This is a genomic window from Terriglobus roseus (assembly GCF_900105625.1).
Classification (GTDB): domain Bacteria; phylum Acidobacteriota; class Terriglobia; order Terriglobales; family Acidobacteriaceae; genus Terriglobus; species Terriglobus roseus_B.
The window spans coordinates 4,239,329-4,258,931 of the sequence record NZ_FNSD01000001.1 but is presented as its reverse complement, the minus strand read 5'-3'; the positions used below and the strand labels follow the sequence as shown (position 1 = coordinate 4,258,931).

The 19,603-nt window shown below is 60.1% G+C and carries 17 protein-coding genes; 8 read left to right on the top strand and 9 right to left on the bottom strand.

Annotation, left to right across the window (positions count from 1 at the left end):
* The first annotated feature begins 157 nt into the window (after positions 1–157).
* Positions 158–1,594 (top strand): bifunctional UDP-N-acetylglucosamine diphosphorylase/glucosamine-1-phosphate N-acetyltransferase GlmU, encoded by a 1,437-nt coding sequence (gene glmU, locus BLW03_RS17690; RefSeq protein ID WP_074655333.1) that lies wholly within the window; start codon positions 158–160, stop codon positions 1,592–1,594.
* A gap of 357 nt (positions 1,595–1,951) precedes the next feature.
* Positions 1,952–2,389, top strand: a complete 438-nt coding sequence (locus BLW03_RS17685) for a CYCXC family (seleno)protein (protein ID WP_074655332.1) — start codon at positions 1,952–1,954, stop codon at positions 2,387–2,389.
* Positions 2,390–2,476: 87 nt separating this feature from the next.
* Here BLW03_RS17685 and BLW03_RS17680 read toward each other — a convergent pair whose 3' ends face one another.
* From BLW03_RS17680 to rfaD, 3 genes are read right to left on the bottom strand one after another with little or no spacing between them, the layout of a single operon-like run.
* Complete coding sequence (locus tag BLW03_RS17680; RefSeq protein WP_170835074.1) at positions 2,477–3,388, bottom strand: ROK family protein; 912 nt, start codon at positions 3,386–3,388, stop codon at positions 2,477–2,479.
* 26 nt (positions 3,389–3,414) lie between these two features.
* Complete coding sequence (locus BLW03_RS17675) at positions 3,415–4,035, bottom strand: D-sedoheptulose-7-phosphate isomerase (protein ID WP_074655331.1); 621 nt, start codon at positions 4,033–4,035, stop codon at positions 3,415–3,417.
* A gap of 2 nt (positions 4,036–4,037) precedes the next feature.
* Positions 4,038–5,030 carry an ADP-glyceromanno-heptose 6-epimerase gene (gene rfaD / locus BLW03_RS17670; protein ID WP_244502143.1) on the bottom strand — a complete coding sequence of 331 codons (993 nt, stop codon included), beginning with the start codon at positions 5,028–5,030 and terminating at the stop codon, positions 4,038–4,040.
* 124 nt (positions 5,031–5,154) lie between these two features.
* Between rfaD and metG the strand changes: the two genes are divergently transcribed.
* A complete protein-coding gene (gene metG / locus BLW03_RS17665; RefSeq protein WP_074656120.1) occupies positions 5,155–7,329 on the top strand; it encodes a methionine--tRNA ligase in 2,175 nt (724 codons plus the stop codon).
* A 7-nt stretch (positions 7,330–7,336) separates the two neighbouring features.
* Here the strand turns inward: metG and BLW03_RS17660 are convergent, their stop codons facing one another.
* Positions 7,337–8,203 (bottom strand): TIGR03435 family protein, encoded by an 867-nt coding sequence (locus tag BLW03_RS17660; RefSeq protein ID WP_074655330.1) that lies wholly within the window; start codon positions 8,201–8,203, stop codon positions 7,337–7,339.
* 71 nt (positions 8,204–8,274) lie between these two features.
* On the opposite strand from BLW03_RS17660, the gene BLW03_RS17655 reads away from it, so the two are divergent.
* From BLW03_RS17655 to BLW03_RS17645, 3 genes are all read left to right on the top strand, one after another.
* Positions 8,275–9,156, top strand: a complete 882-nt coding sequence (locus tag BLW03_RS17655) for a TatD family hydrolase (RefSeq protein ID WP_244502142.1) — start codon at positions 8,275–8,277, stop codon at positions 9,154–9,156.
* Positions 9,157–9,273: 117 nt separating this feature from the next.
* Positions 9,274–9,777: a YajQ family cyclic di-GMP-binding protein gene (locus BLW03_RS17650; protein WP_074655329.1), complete on the top strand. Its 504-nt coding sequence runs from the start codon at positions 9,274–9,276 to the stop codon at positions 9,775–9,777.
* 143 nt (positions 9,778–9,920) lie between these two features.
* Positions 9,921–10,925, top strand: coding sequence for a polyprenyl synthetase family protein (locus tag BLW03_RS17645; RefSeq protein WP_074655328.1), 1,005 nt, complete (start codon positions 9,921–9,923; stop codon positions 10,923–10,925).
* 105 nt (positions 10,926–11,030) lie between these two features.
* Here BLW03_RS17645 and BLW03_RS17640 read toward each other — a convergent pair whose 3' ends face one another.
* From BLW03_RS17640 to BLW03_RS17630, 3 genes are all read right to left on the bottom strand, one after another.
* The gene (locus BLW03_RS17640) at positions 11,031–11,603 is read right to left on the bottom strand and encodes a LemA family protein (RefSeq protein ID WP_074656118.1); all 573 of its coding nucleotides are present in this window, start codon (positions 11,601–11,603) and stop codon (positions 11,031–11,033) included.
* Between the two features lie 57 nt (positions 11,604–11,660).
* Positions 11,661–12,479 (bottom strand): TPM domain-containing protein, encoded by an 819-nt coding sequence (locus tag BLW03_RS21165; protein WP_074655327.1) that lies wholly within the window; start codon positions 12,477–12,479, stop codon positions 11,661–11,663.
* 120 nt (positions 12,480–12,599) lie between these two features.
* On the bottom strand, positions 12,600–13,112 hold the full coding sequence (locus BLW03_RS17630) for a DUF4142 domain-containing protein (protein WP_170835073.1): 513 nt from the start codon (positions 13,110–13,112) through the stop codon (positions 12,600–12,602).
* A 183-nt stretch (positions 13,113–13,295) separates the two neighbouring features.
* On the opposite strand from BLW03_RS17630, the gene BLW03_RS17625 reads away from it, so the two are divergent.
* Positions 13,296–15,404, top strand: coding sequence for a S9 family peptidase (locus BLW03_RS17625; protein ID WP_074655325.1), 2,109 nt, complete (start codon positions 13,296–13,298; stop codon positions 15,402–15,404).
* An 18-nt stretch (positions 15,405–15,422) separates the two neighbouring features.
* On the opposite strand, the gene BLW03_RS17620 is transcribed toward BLW03_RS17625, so the two are convergent.
* Both BLW03_RS17620 and BLW03_RS17615 read right to left on the bottom strand, forming a co-directional pair.
* Positions 15,423–17,327: an ABC transporter ATP-binding protein gene (locus BLW03_RS17620; protein ID WP_074655324.1), complete on the bottom strand. Its 1,905-nt coding sequence runs from the start codon at positions 17,325–17,327 to the stop codon at positions 15,423–15,425.
* Between the two features lie 87 nt (positions 17,328–17,414).
* Positions 17,415–18,311, bottom strand: a complete 897-nt coding sequence (locus tag BLW03_RS17615; RefSeq protein WP_074655323.1) for an SCO family protein — start codon at positions 18,309–18,311, stop codon at positions 17,415–17,417.
* Between the two features lie 74 nt (positions 18,312–18,385).
* On the opposite strand from BLW03_RS17615, the gene BLW03_RS17610 reads away from it, so the two are divergent.
* The gene (locus tag BLW03_RS17610) at positions 18,386–19,603 is read left to right on the top strand and encodes an MFS transporter (protein WP_083350618.1); all 1,218 of its coding nucleotides are present in this window, start codon (positions 18,386–18,388) and stop codon (positions 19,601–19,603) included.

Genomic DNA, 19,603 nt, shown 5'->3' with positions numbered 1-19,603 from the left:
TTCGTAGAAATCATAGGAGTGACGACATAGTCTCCCCTGCGCCATCACCCTTGGCAACCACACGTTCAGGTCATTCCTCCGTTCGATAGTTTCCTCGGATCGCTCCCGGTGGCCACCGTCAAAGCACGTCCGGCCGCTTCGTCGTAGCATCGGGTGCATGAGTGATTTCGGCATTGTCGTCATGGCCGCGGGCAAAGGCACGCGACTCAAGAGCGCCCGCCCCAAGGTTCTGCACGCCGTCGGCGGTAAAGCGCTTCTGTTGCACGTTATCGACGCAGCCAGAACCCAGGTCTCGGCTGCAGACATTCTCGTCGTCGTCGGTCACCAGGCAGCACAGATTCAGGCGGCCGCAGCGCCTACCGGCGTCCGCTTTGTGCTGCAGCCGCAGCAACTCGGCACGGGCCACGCACTGCAGTGCGTCCGCGACTGGTATGCCGAGACCGGCACCACGCCGCCTACGCACCTCATCGTCCTCTCCGGCGACGTGCCGCTCATCCGCCCGGAGACCATCACCGCCCTGCGCACCACGCATCTAAAGCAGAACGCAGCGATGACGATCCTCACGGCCATTCCACCCGACCCCACCGGGTACGGCCGCGTACTCCGCAAGCAGGACGGCTCCGAGGATGTCAGCGGCATCGTCGAGCAGAAGTCTCTCTCCGAAGATGAGCTCGCCACTCCCGAGCGCCTGCGCGAGATCAACAGTGGCATCTATGCCTTTCGCACCAGCGCACTCTTCGACAGACTTGGCAAGCTCGCGAACACCAACTCTGCCGGTGAGTTCTACCTGACGGACATCGCCGCGATGCTCGTGCATGATGAGGAGCGCGTCGTCGCCATCGCCGCGGACTCCGTCGACGAAGTGCTCGGCGCGAATACCATTGCGGAGATGATGCACCTCGACGCCAGCTTCCGTGAGCGGTCTGCCGCCCGGCTGATGGCGGCCGGCGTCACCATCTTTCGGCCGGACACCTGCGTCATCGACGCTTCAGTCCAGGTATCGGCAGACACGGTCATCGAACCCTTCGTTCAGCTTTTGGGCGCCACAACCATTGGTGCCAACTGCCGCATCCGCTCCTTCTCTGTCATCGAAAATTGCACGATCGGCGAGGGCGTCCTCATCCGCAACGGCTGCATCCTCACCGACTCCACGGTCGGCGACGGAGCGCAGCTTGGCCCCTACGCTCACATTCGTCCCGAAAGCCAGATTGGCGCCCGCGCCCACGTCGGCAACTTCGTAGAGACGAAGAAAACGACCTTGGGAGAGGGCTCAAAGGCCAACCACCTTGCCTACCTGGGCGACGCGACCATCGGGGCCGGGTCAAACATCGGCGCGGGAGTCATCACCTGCAACTACGACGGCGTCCACAAGCACCGCACAACCATTGGTGATGGTGTTTTTGTAGGTTCGGACTCAACGCTGATTGCACCCGTCACTTTAGAAAGTGGCTCCTATGTTGCTGCAGGATCGAGCATTACGGAAGACGTTCCGGCCGACGCCTTGGCACTTGGGCGCGCTAGGCAAGTGACCAAAGCGGGTTGGGCATCTGACAAACGTGCCGCCGCCCGGCTAGCAGAGGGGAACGGCCGCTGACGTCATACTCGGCCATTTCTACTGTTTTTTATATATTTCTGCATTTTTACGTACCAAACAGCAACTTCAAACCCCGATTTGCGTCATACTGTGTGTGGGCGCGGTTGTTGCCCAAAGGTTCTGCGAAGGTTGAGTTTCTCCCTCCGCTACAAGTTGCGTCACTGGCCTCCCCCGTATCGGCGGTAATCGTCGATACGGGCTTTTTTTTGCTTAGCGCACTCATCCTCAAATCGAATGACGATCATCCCGGGTCGGGTTCGTCGCGAAGCAAAAGGGTGAGCGATCACGCGACCGTGAGCTTCGACTGCTGAGCCATCAGATACCTCAGAGCAAGCCCCACGGGATTATCATGGACACATGAAACGCCTGCTGCCGCTGCTCGCCATTGCCCTGCTGACTGTTGCCGCCTGCGCGCAGTGGTCGAACCCGTCTGCGGATATTCCCGCGTACAACAACGGCGCACCCACCAAGCCGCTGCCGCCCGTCCTCTCCGGAGCGCAGACCACCGGTGTTTACTTCTCCCATCCGTATCAGGTCACGGCGTACAAGATGGCGGCCAAGATTCAGCCCGTTCTACACCAGATGCCCTGTTACTGCCGCTGCGATCAGGCCATGGGCCACAATAGCCTCCATAGCTGCTTCGAAGGCCTGCACGGCGCCGAGTGCTCCACCTGTATGAAGGAAGCGGTCTTCGCTTACCAGCAGACAAAGCTCGGCAAGACGCCCGCACAAATCCGTGCGGCGATTGAGAAGGGTCAGTGGCTGAGTGTGGATCTGGAGCACGCTGCGCTGTAGTTGGCGTCCCTGCCGAGTCCTTACCAGTTTGTCATTCCGTGAAGCGAAGGGATGACAAACTGGCTTCAGGAAGGTAGATGCCCTGGCTTAAACTGCAGCCGATGGCCAAAGCCAGGCCGCACCGCGCACACCACTCGCATCTCCGTGGACGGCCTTCTTGATCGGTGTCTCCACCGGCCCGCCAAACGTATAGGTCGAGATCAGCGGCGGCAGATTTGTGTACAGCCGGTCCAGCTGCGACAGGCCGCCACCGAGCACAATGCAGTCCGGGTCCAGTGAGTTATAGATCGTTGCCAGGCTCTTGGCGAGGCGATCTTCGAACCGTACGATCGCGGCCTCGGCGTCGGCATCGCCTGCCACACTCGCTGCAACGATTTCCGGCCCTCGCAGAGTTTTACCCGTCACAGTCCGGAAGTCCCGCTCCAGACCGGTACCGCAGCACCACATCTCAATGCAGCTCAGCTTGCCGCAGTAGCAGACAGGGCCGGGCCACTCCGCGGCGGTCTGGCGGGGCAGCGGATTGTGGCCCCACTCGCCTGCCAGGCCATTCGGACCATTGTGTACGTGCCCGTTGATGGCAAGGCCGCCACCGCAGCCAGTGCCGATGATGACGCCGAAGACGACGGCGTAACCCGCACCCGCACCATCGGTCGCCTCGGAGACTGCCAGGCAGTTGGCGTCATTGGCACAGCGGACCTCACGGCCCATGCGCTTTGTCAGGTCGACCTCGATGGCGCGGCCGTTCAGCCACGTAGAGTTCGCGTTCTTCACAAGCCCGGTCGATCGCACGACGGAGCCTGGAATGCCCACACCGACAGTTCCCTTGGAGCCGACGCGTACTTCCAGGGAATGCGCAACGTCGACGATCGCCTCAATGGTGCCGGGGTAATCTTCACGCGGTGTCGCGACGCGCAGGCGGTCCAGCTCGTGTCCGTGCTCGTCAAAGGCGCGGCCCTCAATCTTGGTGCCGCCCAGGTCAATGCCAATGCGAATGCTCATCTGTTCGTAAATCCTTGCCGTGTTTCTTATGTCAGGGGTTGATGGCCCGCGGAGGCTGCGGCGTGCAGCCGAACCTCAACCAGCTCGCAGATCGTGTGCAGCAACAGTTTGTGCGCTTCCTGGATGCGGGCTGTGACGCCATGCTCCACGAGGAATTCAACGTCGGCAATGCCACCGGAGCGGCCACCGTCGCGGCCAAGGAAGGCGACGGTGGTGACACCGGTCTCCTTCGCGGTCAGGAGCGCGCGCAGAACATTCTCGCTGTTGCCGCTGGTAGTGAAGGCAAACAGCACGTCTCCCTTGTGGCCGTAGGCTCGTACCTGCCGCGCAAAGATCTCGTCAAAACCGTAGTCGTTACCGCAAGCAGTCAGATCGCCACCGTTGGTCGCAAAGCTGATCGCGGGATAGGGCCGGCGATCAGCCTGGAAGCGCACGACAAACTCCGTCGTCAGGTGCGATGCGTCCGCTGCCGAGCCACCGTTGCCACAGGCCAGCAGCTTGTTGCCACCCAGCAGTGCCTTCGCCAGCAGCGATGCCGCCTGTTCCACCTGGGGCTCCAGCTTCAACAGCGACTGCAGCATTGCGGTGGCATCCGACACGTTGTGCTGGAAAATCGAACCATCGGCCCTGATCGAAGCCTCAGCCATGCCTATGCCTTCCGCGCCTGCAGATAGTTCTTCACGTAATCTCGGATGCCATCTTCGAGCGTGGTGAATGGCTTGTCATACCCAGCGGCCCGCAACTTATCGGGCTTGGCTTCGGTGTAGTACTGGTACTTTTCGCGCAGGCTCTCGGGCATGTCGATGTATTCGATCTTCGGTTCCTTGCCGATCGCAGCATAGACCGCCGTAACCAGGTCGCGCCAGGTGCGTGAGATGCCGGTGCCACAGTTGAACAGGCCACCGATACTTGGGTTTTCCAGCAGCCATAGCGTCACGGCGACTGCGTCCTTCACATAAACGAAGTCGCGCATCTGCTCGCCGTCTTTGTACTCAGGCTTGTGACTCTTGAAAAGTTTCACCTTGCCCTCGCCCTCGCCCACCTGGCCGAAGCTCTTGTGGACGACGGAGCGCATGTCATCCTTGTGGTCCTCGTAAGGTCCATAGACATTGAAGTACTTCAACCCTGCGATGGGATTCGCACCGCTGTACAGGTTGTTGCGGAGGGCCCACAGGTCAAACATGTGCTTTGAGTAGCCGTACATGTTCAGCGGCTTCAGGTTCGGTGTGACAGCGTCACTGTCGTCATAGCCCAGCGCGCCATCGCCGTACGTGGCCGCGCTGGAAGCGTAGACAAACCTCACGCCATGCACCTGCGCCCACTCGCACAGGGTGCGGGTGTAGGCGTAGTTGTTGGTCAGCAGATAGTCCGCGTCCTTCTCGGTGGTGGCGCTGCACGCGCCCAGGTGCACGATGCCGTCGATCTCAGGCAGAGCGCTTTCGCTGTCGCTGTGAACACGGTCAAGAAAGTCGTCAATGGGCAACAGGTCTTCGTACTTCAGGCCGACCAGATTCTTCCACTTCTCATCGGTGCCCAGGTCGTCGACCAGCAGCAGGTCGGTCTGCCCGCGGCGATTCAGCTCCGCCACTACATTGCGGCCAATAAATCCCGCAGCTCCCGTTACGACTGTCATCTTGCCCATGGCTGACATTGTAGACGGCGACGATGGCGGACAAGTTGACCGTCAATCCACACCGATCCGCGCGTTCCACCCTTGGATGCAATGGATGACCGCTGTCGCACTGGTAAACTTGGCATCAGCCGCGATGCCTGAAAAGTTCTATATAACGACCCCGATTTACTACGTCAACGCGCGCCCGCACATCGGCCACGCGTACACCACCATTGCCGCAGACACACTTGCGCGCCGCAAACGCATTGATGGTGCCGACACCTACTTCCTAACAGGCACCGACGAACACGGCCAGAAGATCGGCCGCTCCGCCGCAGCCGCAGGCATCGAGCCCCAACAGTTCGCCGACGACGTCAGCGCCAGCTTCCGCTCGCTCTGGCACCGGATGGGGATCACGTATGACCAGTACATCCGCACGACCGATGCGAAGCATAAGCGCGGCGTGCAGAAGCTGTTCACGGCGCTCTACCAGCGCGGCCACATCTACCTCGACAGCTACACCGGCCAGTACTCCGTTGGTGAGGAGATGTTCGTCGAAGGTCCCCCGGGCACCATAGGCCCCGACGGCAAGCCGACCGAGACTATCACGGAAGAGAACTTCTACTTCCGGCTCTCCTCCTTCCAAAAGCCGCTCATCGACCTGATCGAATCGAACCAGTTGACCATTACCCCCGAGGCCCGCAAGAACGAGGTCCTTAGCTTCCTCCGCGGCAACGTGAACGACGGTTCGGAGACGCTGCTGAGCGATACCGGCGTCGCCTACGTGCCGGGTGCAGTGAAGGATCTGAGCGTTTCGCGCACAAGCTTCGACTGGGGCATCCCGGTGCCGGACATTGCAGCATCTGAAACGTCTCAAAAGCACGTCATTTATGTATGGCTGGACGCCCTGGCGAACTACATGACGGCCGTCGGATACGGCGATGACACCGAAGATGGCGCAGAGATGTTCGCGCGTTTCTGGCCCGCCGATCTGCACTTCGTTGGCAAGGAGATCGTCCGCTTCCACTGCGTCTACTGGCCGGCCTTCCTGCTCGCCGCAGGCCTGCCGCTGCCAAAGAAGATCGTCGCGCACGGCTGGTTGCTCTTCGAAGAATCGAAGATGTCCAAGAGCCGCGGCAACATTGTGCGGACTGAGACAATCCTCGATGCCTTCGGATCGCTCAAACCGGACACCGAGAAGTATGAGCAGGATCTCTTCGGCGCGGACGTGCTTCGCTACTTCCTGCTGCGTGAGATCCCCTTCGGGCAGGACGGATCGTTCAGCTTTGACGCGCTTGTTGCCCGTTACAACAGCGACCTGGCCAACGGATACGGCAATCTCGTAAGCCGTACGCTGAACATGATCGCGCAGAACTTCGAAAGCGTGATCCCAGAGAGCGGTCTGACGACGGAGCTTACGGCGGCCACTGCCGAAGCGATCGATAGCGTGCGCGGAGCTCTTGAGCGGCAAGAGTTCACCGCTGCCGTCTCTGCGACGTCAGCACTCGTCGCTGCGACGGATCAGTACCTCACAGCCAACGCACCGTGGAAGCTGGCGAAGGATCCTGCGCAACGCGAGCGCCTCGCCGAAGTGCTCCGGACCGCCGCGAAGAGCATCCGCATCATCACCGCACTGCTGCATCCAGTTTTGCCTTACGCCACTGCACGCGTGTGGGAGCAACTGGGCCTTGGCAGCATCGAACGTGCCGCGGAACTCGGCGAACTACGCGACCTTTCCCGCGGCGGGTTCGCTGCGAACACCAGGCTTGGAACCATCGCGCCGATCTTCCCGCGCGCGGAGAAAGAACTGATCACACGTATGAACGACGCAGAACAAAAGCCCGCAGCAATCGACCCCAACGCACCGCAAAACCTCGCAGAAGGCGAACAGCCTCTGACACCCATCGCCGATGGAACTCCAACAGCATCGCCGCGCGCAGAGGCCGCGCCAGCAACGGAAATCGCGGCCGTTGATCCTAAGGTCGCGACCAAGCCTGATACCCCCGAGATCACCATCGACGACTTCATCAAGGTCGATCTCCGCGTAGCGAAGGTGCTCGTCGCCGAGCGCATCCCGAAGGCTGACAAACTGCTGCGTCTTGAAGTCGACCTTGGCTATGAGAAGCGCCAGATCCTCGCAGGCATCGCACAGTTCTACGAGCCGGAGAAGCTGGTGGGCCGGAAGGTCGTCATCGTCGCAAACCTCGCGCCACGCAAGCTGCGCGGCTACGAGTCGCAGGGCATGGTCGTTGCTGCCTCAGTCGGCGACGGCACACCAGCACTCGCGAGCTTCCTCGAAGACATCGAGATCGGCGCGCGACTACGCTAGGCTTCGCTTAGTTATCTGAAGGCCGGTCGATGTGATCGATGACGATTACCTCGACCGGCCCTCTCGATGCGACAAGCTTCAGCCCTAGTTGCTCTTCCAACGCAGGGAACAGACCGGGAACCGCACTGCTTCCCTCCGAGGAAGCCACCTCATCCGCAGACCATTTGAGTGAGAAGTCACAAGGACCAACTATCCCGGTTTGATTGAACACAGGCCTGCCGATCCCGCGCAGGAAGGGCGATCGTACGAGCTCGTCCATTGTCACAGACTTCGCCGCAAGATCATTTTCTCCTTCGCTTCTGGCCACTGTAAGCCGGCTCGGATCGCTCCCTGATGAGGCGGTGAGCTTCGCTCCACCCTTGGCGATCACGAGCGTGTAGACGGGCATCTCCCGCATCTCAAAATGCACCTTCAGACCCAAGCGCTCCGCCAGGAGCGTCTGCTCCATCCGTGCGACCTGGCCTTGCTGTTGCGAGACGGTGAGGCGCTGCATCTCGGCGAATTTTGCGTCGTCGATCTTCGCCATGAGCTCATAACGGTCGCCCTCGCTGCGTACCCACTCCGGACCACCCAGAATGCGATTACCCGATGACACCGGCAGATTGTAGGCGGATTCGATCAGCAACTGGATCTGGCCGATGAAGTGAACGCGCTGCGAGAGCGGGGGCGACCCTACCGGAGCCATCTTCACAATCTTCTTCACCGCACCGGGACCACCATCGGCTGTGGGTGCCGGTTGGCTCGGCTTCCAGGGTTTTATCGTGGCCACTTCAAACGAAGGCATCGGTTGCTGCGGATGCAGGATCTGAGCGACGGCGGACCCGCACCATAGACCAAGCGCCATCAGAAGATGACTACGGAGAAGCTCACCCATCGTTCTGTCTCTCCGCGCTGTCGCGTGTCGTTCTGTGAATGCCTGTGGGATGACAGAATAGAGGGATGGGTATGGCATTGCCAACCCGATTCGGTAACCTTATGCACATCGTTGATTCACACGCACATCTCGACTTCTCCAGCTATGCCGACGACCTCGACGCGGTATTGACGCGCGCACTCGAGTCCGACGTCAAGACTATCCTTGCCGTCGGGATCGGAGACGGCCCGGAGACGATGCATCGCGCGCGTGACCTTGCCGTGAAGTACAGGGGCAACGCTGCCGCGCCACGCATTGTCTGTAGCGCCGGGATTCATCCGCAGGAGGCGGCACACGCGAACAAAGCATCGTTAGCGAAGCTGACAACCCTCGCGGCAGACCCCAACGTCGTCGCCATTGGCGAGATCGGCCTGGACTACTACCATTCCGACAACCCTGATATCGACGTGCAACAGCGAGCCTTTCTCGCGCAGATGGAGATCGCACTTGCGGTGAAAAAGCCCATCCTGATCCACTGCAGGACCAGCGATCTCGCCACGCCGCAGGCCAAGGAACGCTTTGGACCGGCCGATGCGCAGGACGACCTGCTGCGGCTGATCGCAGAGCACTTCAGCAGCGAGGGTGGAGTAGGCGTGATGCACTGCTTCTCGGGCTCGGCCGACGAGGCTCGGCACGCCCTGGACCTCGGCTTCTACTTGTCCTTCGCAGGAAACGTTACCTACTCCCGCTTCCCTTCTATCCGCGAAGCAGCTGAGCTTGTTCCCTCCAACCGTTACCTCGTCGAGACGGACGCGCCGTTTCTCGCCCCTGTCCCGCATCGGGGCGAACGCAACGAGCCCGGCCGTACCCGCGTTACGGCAGAGTTCGTCGCCGGACTTCGCAACATTTCGTTAGAGCAACTTGCAGCAGAAACCACAGCAAACTTTGCACGGCTATTCGACGTGACGACGTAGCGGTCTTGCGGAAGTACGTAGAATGGCCCGGCAACGCGCCGCACGGATTCGGTGCTCTGAACACATAGCACTCCCACGCACCACAGCAAGACTGCACCACTGGCAAGGAGAACAACAATGGCAGCCGAAAATAGCTTCGACGTTGTGAGCAAGGTCGAGATCCAGGAAGTTAAGAACGCCATCGAGCAGGCGACCAAGGAAGTTAACGCCCGCTTCGATCTGAAGAACTCGAAGTCCACCATCACGCTCGAGGGTGGCGATGAGAACATCCTGCTGGCGTCGCAGGATGAGTACACCATCAAGGCCGTGACCGAGATCCTGCAGCAGAAGATGGTCAAGCGCGGCATCAGCCTGAAGAACCTCGAATACGAGAAGATTGAGCCCGCCGCGAACAGTTCCGTCCGCCAGAAGGTCAAGCTGAAGCAGGGTATCCAGTCCGATGCCGCGAAGAAGATCGTGGCGGCCATCAAAGACTCCAAGTTGAAGGCGCAGGCCTCCATTCAGGGCGAGACCGTTCGCGTCGTCAGCAAGGATCGCGATGTTCTTCAGCAGATCATTACCCTGCTGAAGGGCAAGGATATTGGCGTGGAACTGCAGTTTACAAACTACCGCTCGAACTAACCGTGGACAGTGACTGGGTGCCACACAGCGACCCGTGGGGCACCCTTTTTGCGTTGCACACGAAGAACATATCCCCGCTTCCAACAGGACGAACGTTCTGAAATAGTGTGTGACGCTGCGGTTACTGATAAAGTCAAAGATGCGTGAGTTCCTTACCCATTGCGACCGCGAAAGAGGTCTTTGACCTTGTCCGCGACGACCTTTCCGCCGTTGAGCGGGAGTTTGGACGCCAGTCCAAGTCGGAAGTCGTAGTCATTCAGGACATCGCCCGCTACCTGCTCTCAGGTGGCGGCAAGCGCATCCGGCCACTCCTGCTGCTGCTCTCTGCAAAGGCCCTCGGATTCACCGGCGAGAGCCGGATCAGGCTGGGCGCGGTCGTAGAGATGCTGCACACGGCAACGCTGGTCCACGACGACATCATCGATGAGGCGCAGACTCGCCGCGGCAAGCCCAGCGCAAACACCGCCTGGGGTGCCAGCAAATGCGTCCTGGCCGGCGACTGGCTCTACATGCAGTCCTTCCAGACTGCGCTGGACGAACGAAACTTCAAGATCCTCGATCTGCTGATCGGCTTGACCCAGCAGATGGTCGAAGGTGAGCTCCTGCAGATGCAGAAGCTTGGCCACCTGATTAATGAAGAAGAGTACTTCGACCTGATCTTCCGCAAGACCGCAATGCTGTTCAAGGTGAGCATGCAACTCGGCGCGGCACTGGCCGGTGTGGACGAAACTGTCGAACAACAGCTGGGCGAGTATGGCCGCAACCTTGGACTTGCATTTCAGATCGTCGATGACGTACTGGACCTGACGGGCGAAGAAGCAACACTGGGCAAGCCCGCCGCGAGCGATCTCCGCGAGGGTAAGGCTACCCTGGCCGTGATTCATGCATTGGAACGCGGTACCGGTGCCGAGCGCGAGGCCATTCGGACCGTTCTGGCCGACCGCAGCTTTACCCGCGTAAAGCACTCAACCATCCTCGACATCCTGCGCGGCCACGGCTCTCTGGACTATGCGATGGACGCCGCCCGCGCGTACGCCGAAGCTGCTCGTCAGTCGATTGCCGATCTGCCACAAGCCAATGCTGAGGCGGGCCGGGCTTTACGCGCACTGTTGTGGGTGCCAGGTTACGTGACAGACCGAGACCGGTAGTTCGTCACGCTACTTCCCTTTCTATCCATAAGCTTGTCGCAAAAAAAAGGCCAGGACGGATCAGCTTTCGCTGCCATCCCGGCCATTCTTTCTGCTTCGATTGAACTACTTATCGAAGTCGACCTTCGGAACCGTGGCAGAACCTGGATCCGCGCGGTAGTATGTCGTCCGCGGCTTGTAACCGGCGATGCTGGCCCACATGCTGTTCGGGAAGACTGCGATCGTATTGTTGTAGTCCAGGATGGAGTCGTTGTAACGCTTGCGTGCGACGGCAATACGGTTCTCCGTACCCGAGAGCTCATCTTCCAGCCGCATGAACTGCTGGTTGCTCTTTAGGTCCGGGTAAGCCTCCTGCATGCGCGTAAGCGGCAGCAGCGTGGCGGACAGACGATCGTTCGCTGCAAGCTTCTCGTCAGGCGTGCGCGCCTGCAGCAAGCCGCTGCGAGCCTCTGCGATGGCGGTGAGGATATTGGTCTCTACCTTGGCATAGCCCTTGACGCTGGCGACCAGGTTCGGAATCAGATCGGCGCGCCGTTGCAGGTTGACATCAACCTCGCTGAAAGCCGCGTCAATCCCGTTTGATTTCACCGCGATCGAGTTCTTCGCGGAGATAAAGCTCATCGCCACCAGGCCAATGAGTACAACCGCCACAATCAGACCGATCAAGCCCTTTTTCATCGTTCCCCCACTTGAATTGCCTTCCAGCATCTGTGCCATCTGTTCACCCTCGAAAACTTACCAGCCGCCACCGGCACCGCCGCCGCCCGAACTGCCGCCGCCACCGCCGCCGAAGCCACCGCCGCTGTCACCACCGCCGCCGAAGCCGCCACCAAATCCACCATCGCCACCGCCGCGATATCGACTACCGCCAAGCATATTGCCCAACAGCATACCGGTCAGGAAGCCGCCCGGCCCCCCGCGACCGCCGCCGCGCATGAGCAGGAAGATGATGAACAAAACGACCAGGAAACCGATGATGCCGCTGGCACCCGACTTCTGTCGCACGGTCTGCCGACGGTAGGTGTGCTGCGGTACATCGAGCGTAACGCCAGCATCCTGCGCGATGATGTTTGTCAGGTCGTTGACCGCTGTGCGTACCGCGCCGTCGTAGCTGCCGGCCTTCAGGTCCGGCACCATCTCCCGACCGATATCGCCGGTCTTGGCATCGGGCAGAATGCCTTCGAGACCGTAGCCAATCTCAAACTGATACTTGTGATCTTCCACGGATAACAGCAGCAGCACGCCGTGATCGGATCCTTTGGAACCCGGCTTCCATTTCGCGAACAGCTGGTTTGCGAATTCCGCTGGACTGTTGTCGTCTTCGATCTTGTGGATGATTGCCACGAAGACCTGCGCATGCGCCTGCGTATCCAGCTGCTTCAGCTGCGCATCAAGATCAGATTTCGTAGAGTCGTTGAGAACGCCCGCGTAGTCGTTGATATACGCCGTCGGTTGCGGCATCGACTTCACAGACTCGGCGGCTGCGGGGAAAATACACCCGAACAGAGCCAGTGCAACGACGAAGAACCAAAGATACCGGAGCCGTGCTGCCATCACGCTTGATGATACGCTGCGACGCAGAAAATGTTCCGTGTTTTCAATCACACCTGAGAGACATAGCAAAGGGCAGGCGCGTTGCCTGCCCTCTGCGCCGCCGCAGATGTTTGGAGAAACTTACTGCAAGCCCATCGATCCTGCCAGTGCGTCGACCATCTTCGTGTGCCCCGCAACGACGGTCGCAGCGTGCGTCGTTAGCTTCTTCATATCGGGATTCGATGTCGCCGCGTTCTCCTGCTTGATCTTGTCCAGGTCGCTATGGTGATCGCTCACCATGGTCTTCACATAGCTCTTATCGAAGGTTTCACCGGTCAGTACCTTCAGCTTCAGGTAGTCGGCATTGGCTTCGAAGCCGTCGGTTTTGGGTGGCTCTACACCAGCCTTGGCGGCTACGGGCTTGGCGCCTGCCAGCAGAGCATTATGGTCCGTCACCATCTTCTCTGCAAAGCTGCGGATCTTCGGGTTCTTCGTGGTCTTCAGCGCCAGTTCGGCCATCTTCACTTCAGCCATGTTGTCCTGCGTGGACTCCTTCAGAAAGCTCTTGTCCTTATCGGAGAAGCCCTGTCCGAATGCTGCGGTGGCGGTACAGGCGAACAACGTGGCAGTCAGTGCAAGCGTGCGGATCTTCATGGTCATTCTCCCATTACGTGCAAATCGATCGTTCGTTCAGCAGCGGCGAAAGTGCCGGCTACCTCTGCGCATCTCCACGCAGGTCAGTTGTTTAGGGACCGAACGCGCCAAATCCGTTGCTACGCCACGGCGCGCCACTTTGTTCGCATACGAACATAGGCGAGAGTTTGTATCCTGAAGAGGATGAACAGTCCCCTTCTTGCCGCAGTCGACCCAGCCGTTCAGCCACCTACCGCAGCGCGCATCCCGCACCCGACGCAACTGCATGGGCAAACGCTCGACGATGATTACTTCTGGCTGCGCGAGAAAGAGTCGGCTGAGGTCCGGGCATACCTGGAAGCGGAGAATGACTACACCGACACGGTCCTTGCGCCAACGAAAGGCCTGCAGGAGACGCTGTATCGCGAGATGCTTTCGCACATCAAGGAGACCGATACCTCTGTCCCCTATCGCGATGGTGACTGGTACTACTTCACGCACACCATCGAAGGCTCGCAGTATGCCATCCACTGCCGCCGCCGCGCAGCCGCAGATCGGAGCTATGACGCCACCGCTCCAGAGGAAGTTCTGCTCGATGTGAACAAGCTTGCCGAAGGCAAGCCCTTCATGGCACTCGGTGCGCTTTCGGTTAGTCCAGACGGCAATCTGCTGGCGTACACGACAGACGAGACAGGCTTCCGCCAGTACACCCTGCACGTGAAAGATCTGCGCACGGGTGAGGTGCTTCCGGACACAGCGGAACGCGTTGGATCGCTGGTATGGACGCCTGACGCGAAGATGATCCTTTACACGGTAGAGGATGAACAGACGAAGCGGCAGGACCGCGTTCTGCGACATACGCTGGGCGCCGCTGCGGATACCGATGTCTTCGTCTTCGAAGAGAAAGACGAGCGCTTCAACGTTGGCGTAGGCCGTTCGCGCGATCGCAAGTTTCTCTTCCTCGAAGTCGGCAGTCATACGACCTCGGAGTATCGCTTCGTCGATGCCATGACACCGACTGCGGAGTTCCAGCTACTCGCCGAACGCGTTGCCGATCAGGAGTATTACCCGGATCATCGCGACGGTCTCTTCTACATCCGCGTGAACGACACCGGCAAGAACTTCCGCGTGGTCACTGCGCCAGTTGCAACTCCCGATCGTGAGCACTGGACAGAACTGTTTGCTGAGAACAAAGAGATTCCGCTGGATGATTTCGAGGTCTTCCAGCACTTTGCCGTCGCCTCTGAGATTGTTCAGGGACTGGATCGCATGCGCGTCTTCCGCTTTGATGGCGACACATTGAGCAAGGACTTTGCGACCGTTGCCTTTCCTGAACCGAGTTACAGCGCAGGTCTGCACGTCAATCGCAACTTCGACGCAACCACGCTACGCTACAGCTATCAATCGCTGGTGACACCTGCATCCGTCTATGAGTACGACGTCGCCACAGGCATCTCGACATTGCTGAAGCAGCAGGAAGTGCCCGGTGGCTTCGATCGAGAACATTACGCCTCCGAGCGTGTGTGGGCGACGGCGAGCGATGGCGTCCGCGTGCCGGTGTCGCTTGTCTATCGTCGCGATGCGTTCAAGAAAGACGGGACGAATCCGCTGTATGTCTATGGCTACGGTTCCTACGGCTATGCTCTGCCGGTAGGCTTCGGCACCAGCCGTCTTTCGTTGCTGGATCGAGGTATCGTGATGGCCTACGCGCACATTCGCGGTGGCGGCGATCTGGGCGATGCATGGCACGACGACGGAAAGATGATGGTGAAGCGCAACACCTTCACCGACTTCATCGCAGCAACAGAACACCTGATCGCAGAGAAATACGGCGCAAAGGATAAGGTCATCATTGAGGGCGGTAGCGCAGGCGGCCTGCTGATGGGTGCCGTCGTGAACCTGCGACCCGATCTATTCCGAGTCGTGTTGTCGCACGTGCCCTTCGTCGACGTGATGAACACCATGCTCGATGCAACGCTGCCGTTGACCGTAGCGGAGTATGAAGAGTGGGGCAATCCGAACGAGCCCGAAGCATTCACTTACATGCGCAGTTATTCGCCCTATGACAACCTGCAGCCCGGCGCGTATCCCGCGACGCTGGTAAAGACCAGCCTGAATGATTCGCAGGTGATGTATTGGGAACCCGCAAAGTTCGTAGCGAAGCTACGGACACTCAAGACGAATGCGGATACGCCACTGCTGCTGCATACAAACATGGACGCAGGCCACGGCGGCGCATCAGGCCGCTACGACTACCTGCGAGAGATCGCCATGGATTACGCGTTTATCCTGGTAGAGCTGGGACTGGCGTAGGGGCAGCGGCGGCTGGTACTAAACAGCCGCCGGCTCCACCAGTTTGTCCCCCTCGCCCGGCGCGAGAAACAGGTTGCTTTCCAGGCCGTGCTGGCGGTCATACAGCTCACGGTAGCGTCCACGTAAAGCGAAGAGCACACTATGCGTGCCACGCTCCACGATGTTGCCACCTTCGATCACCAGGATCTGATCGGCGTTGCGAATCGTGCTGAGACGATGCGCGATCACGAATGTGGTTCGTCCTGTCATCAGGTGGTTGAGCCCCTGTTGAATCATCGCTTCGCTTTCTGAATCGAGCGAGCTTGTTGCTTCGTCGAGGATCAGAATACGCGGATCGGCAAGGATGGCGCGTGCGATGGATAACCGCTGACGCTGGCCTCCGGAGAGCTTCACACCGCGCTCGCCCACGATCGTGTTGTAACCAAGCTCAAACCGCTCCGCAAACTCGTCCACACGTGCGATGCGGCACGCCTCGAGGAACTGGGCCTCCGTGGCATCCGGTCGCGAGAAGACCACGTTGTCACGCACGGTCCCGTCGAAGAGGAACGTCTCCTGCAGCACCACACCAAGCTGCGATCGGTACGAAGCGAGCTGCACGGTAGAAAGGTCGATGCCGTCTACCAGCACCTTGCCTGAGGTTGCATCGTGGAAGGCGCAGACGAGCGAGATGATCGTCGACTTACCCGATCCGGACGAACCGACCAGCGCAGTGACCGTGTCCGGCCTCGCTTCAAAGCTCACGCCATGAAGGACCGGCTTGCCAGGGTCGTATTCGAACACAACGTTGTTGAAGACAACATCACCCGCGATGGCAGGCAGAACGACCTTACGATTCGGATAGGCATCTTCTTCGCGCTCGTTCAGAATCTCTGCTGTGCGGTCCAGGCCTGCGAGCGCCTCTGTAATCTGCGTGCCGATATTCACCAGGCTCATCAGCGGCGCGATCATGAACGCGAGGAACATGGTGTAAGTGACATAGCCACCCGTGGACAGTTGACCGGCAAGCACCTGTCGAGCACCCAGGTACATCACGAGAGCTCCAACGATTCCCATCACCGCAGTGGATGAGAGTGCCATGATCGACTGCGCCGTCAGCGTGCTGATCACATTCTTCAGCAACCGCTGCGCACCCTCAGCGAAGACCTGCGCCTCGCTATCCTCGGCGTGGTAGCCCTTCACAACGCGAACGCCACCTAGCGATTCCGTGAGACGGCCCGTCACCTCTGCATTGATGATGGCGCGCGCACGAAAGATGGGACGGATGGTCTTGAAGGCGCGAGCCATCACGCCACCGAACAAAATCAGGACGCCAAAGGTCAGCAGCGTCATCTGCGTTGAGAGACGGATCAGGTAGATGAACGCGAAGATCGCTGTCATCAAGCCACCGAGGAAGTCGACGAGCCCCGTGCCAATGATGTTGCGTACGCCCTCTACGTCAGACATGATGCGAGCCACCAGCGTTCCGGAGCGGTTGGCATCGTAGTACGCGACGGGCAGGCGGCCGATGTGGGCCTGCACCTTCGTACGCATCTCCGTGATGAGGCGTTGGCCGGCTTTCGACAACATCTGAGTGAGCGCAAAGGTGGTCACACCCTGCAGGATCGTCGCCGTGACGACCAGACCAACAATGCGTGGCAGCATCTCGGCGTGGTGCTGTCGCATGACGTCGTCGATCAGGTACTTCGTGGAAGCCGGCAGGACGAGGCCACAGGCACGGTTGAGAATCAGCACCAGCAGACTGCCGCCCAGTAGCGGCAGACGCGGCTTCACCAGCTTCATGACCTCGGGCCACACCCGCTTCAGCGGGGGCTTTGGCTTCTTCTGTGTGAGCTCTGCTGAGATAGAACGCGATGGATTACGCGATGCGCGTTCCACGCCGCGGGCCGAATGACCGCCCGACATTGAGGGTCCGAACGATCCCATGTGTTGCCGCCCTCCTCGGGCCTTGTAGCTGCTGCAGTTATCTAGATGCACGGCAGACCAGCCGCGATGGGATTCTTGTGTGCCCGATCAGCTGCGGGGCACGGATCGAATCTTCGCGACCACTTCTTCCGGTGTCCATTCACTGCCGGGATACCAGGCCGCCACCTTGCCAGCCGGATCGATCAGCAGAGTCGACAACGAATGTGTCAGGGAGCCGTTGCCTTCCGGCGTCACGCCCACGTTGAAGTACTTCTCTACTTCCGGGAGCGCTGCAGCCGTTGGCGCGGCAAACTGCCAGTGCGCAAACCCGCCATCACCCGTGTAGGACTTGCCGTAAGCGCGCAGGACAGAGGGCTTGTCATAGGCAGGATCAAACGAAATCGACAGCATGTGCGTGCCGTCATACAGTGCGCGATCTCCTGCCAGCGACTTGGAGATCGCTGCGAAATTGCGGCTCATCTTTGGGCAGAAGTCGTCGAGCGGGCAGCGCGTGTAGATGAAGGTGATGAGCAACGTCTTGCCCTTGAACTTTGCCGTATGAATGGGCTTGCCATCCTGATCGATCAGAGTAAAGTCCGGCAGCACGTCGCCAACGTTGGGAGCGTGATAGTTACTGGTCGGCTTGAAATCCGGCTTGGCCTGCGCGATGACTGCGATCTCATCCAGCTTGGCACCCGTGAAATCGCCATCGCTCGTTTGGTCGGCCAGAAGGCGCGCGCGGATCACATCGCCGGGGTGCAACTCATTGACGATCTCCTTGCGCGCGACCTTGTAGGGCATGGTCATGGCTTCCATCAGGCCGGGGATCGCATCGTGCTGCAGGGTGATCTCCGCATGCTCCGGATCGGTGGCGATGATTTTGCCTTTGACGGAGAACTGCTTCGTCGTTTTTGGGAGCACCTCAGTCGACTTGCGGCATCCGGCGATCAGTCCGCAGAAGCAGAGCACGACAGCGGCGCAGCACCTTTGTACGTTACGGCTCATCCGTCCATGATACTTTGCGAGGAAGAGATGGCCGGCGAGCGCAGCCTTCTGCGCCGACGAGCCGCGGAGGGAACATGAATCATCAGTCCGGCGAGCGCACAGCAGCGCCCGCCCCGACGCCAGCCGAAATCACGGCCGGTGCATCCCCCCACCTTGCACTTCTTCATCTCTGCATGCTGCTTGCCGGTTTCGGCACAGTGTTCCTGGGGCCAACCCTGCCCGTGCTGGCCGCAAGCGCGCATGCCACTGACAGCGGCAGCGGGCTTTTCTTCACCGCACAATTCGTGGGGGCCTTCTTCGGGGGTGTCACCACTTCCAGCCGCCTGTGGTTCTCGTTGATCCGGGGATCGGCCGCCGCGACCCTTGGCTTTGCTCTGCTGGGCGCATGCGCGCTGTCGCACGCTTCCCTGCCCTGGGACGCGGCGGCGCTGCTGCCGCTGGGGTTTGGCGTTGGACAGATGCTCACCGCGGTCAACTTGCTGGCTTCCCAGCGCTTCGCCAGCCACCGGGGATCGGCCCTGTCCCTGGTCAATCTGAGCTGGAGCCTGGGTGCGGTATGCGCTCCCTTCCTGCTCGGCAGCCTGCTGCCACATGTTCGACTGGGTATGCTGTTGGGCTCTGCCGCGACCCTCTTTTTCTCCGCCTGCATCGCGGCCATGGTGAACGCAAAAGGCTTCGGTCCAGCGCGTGTGGCGAAAGGCGCTGGGACCTCAGGGCGCGGTTTGTCTGGAATCGCCTTTGCTTACTTCGGCTTCCTCCTTCTGCTGTACGGCGGCGTGGAGACATCCATCGGTGGATGGATTACCACCTTCGGCACGCGGTACGGATCGGGTGCGCTGCAGACCAGCGCCCTCGGCGAGTCCGCCCTCTGGATTGGCATCACGTCAGGCCGCGCGCTGGCGCCACTGCTGCTGAGACTGATGCGCGAGCGGACTTTGCTGATCGGATCTTTGCTCACCGCCACAGCACTTACCGCGATGCTGAGCCGCGCCCATGGGGGCTCAACCATCACTGTGATCGCTGGGCTGCTGGGCATCGCACTGGCGCCGTGGTTCCCTCTGGTCCTCTCATCCATGCTGGGAGAAGGCGCAGCCGCTCATGAGGTTGGGACCATCATCGCTGTGTCTGGTATCGGCGCGGCGACGCTGCCGCTGCTGCTGGGAACCGTCTCGCGCGCTTCTGGTTCCCTGCGAACGGCCCTGCTGGTCCCCCTGTGCGGTCTACTGTTGCTCTTCGCACTGAGCTTTCGCCGCGGCCAGCCCGCAAGTGCAGGTGAGATCCAGCAGGCTTGA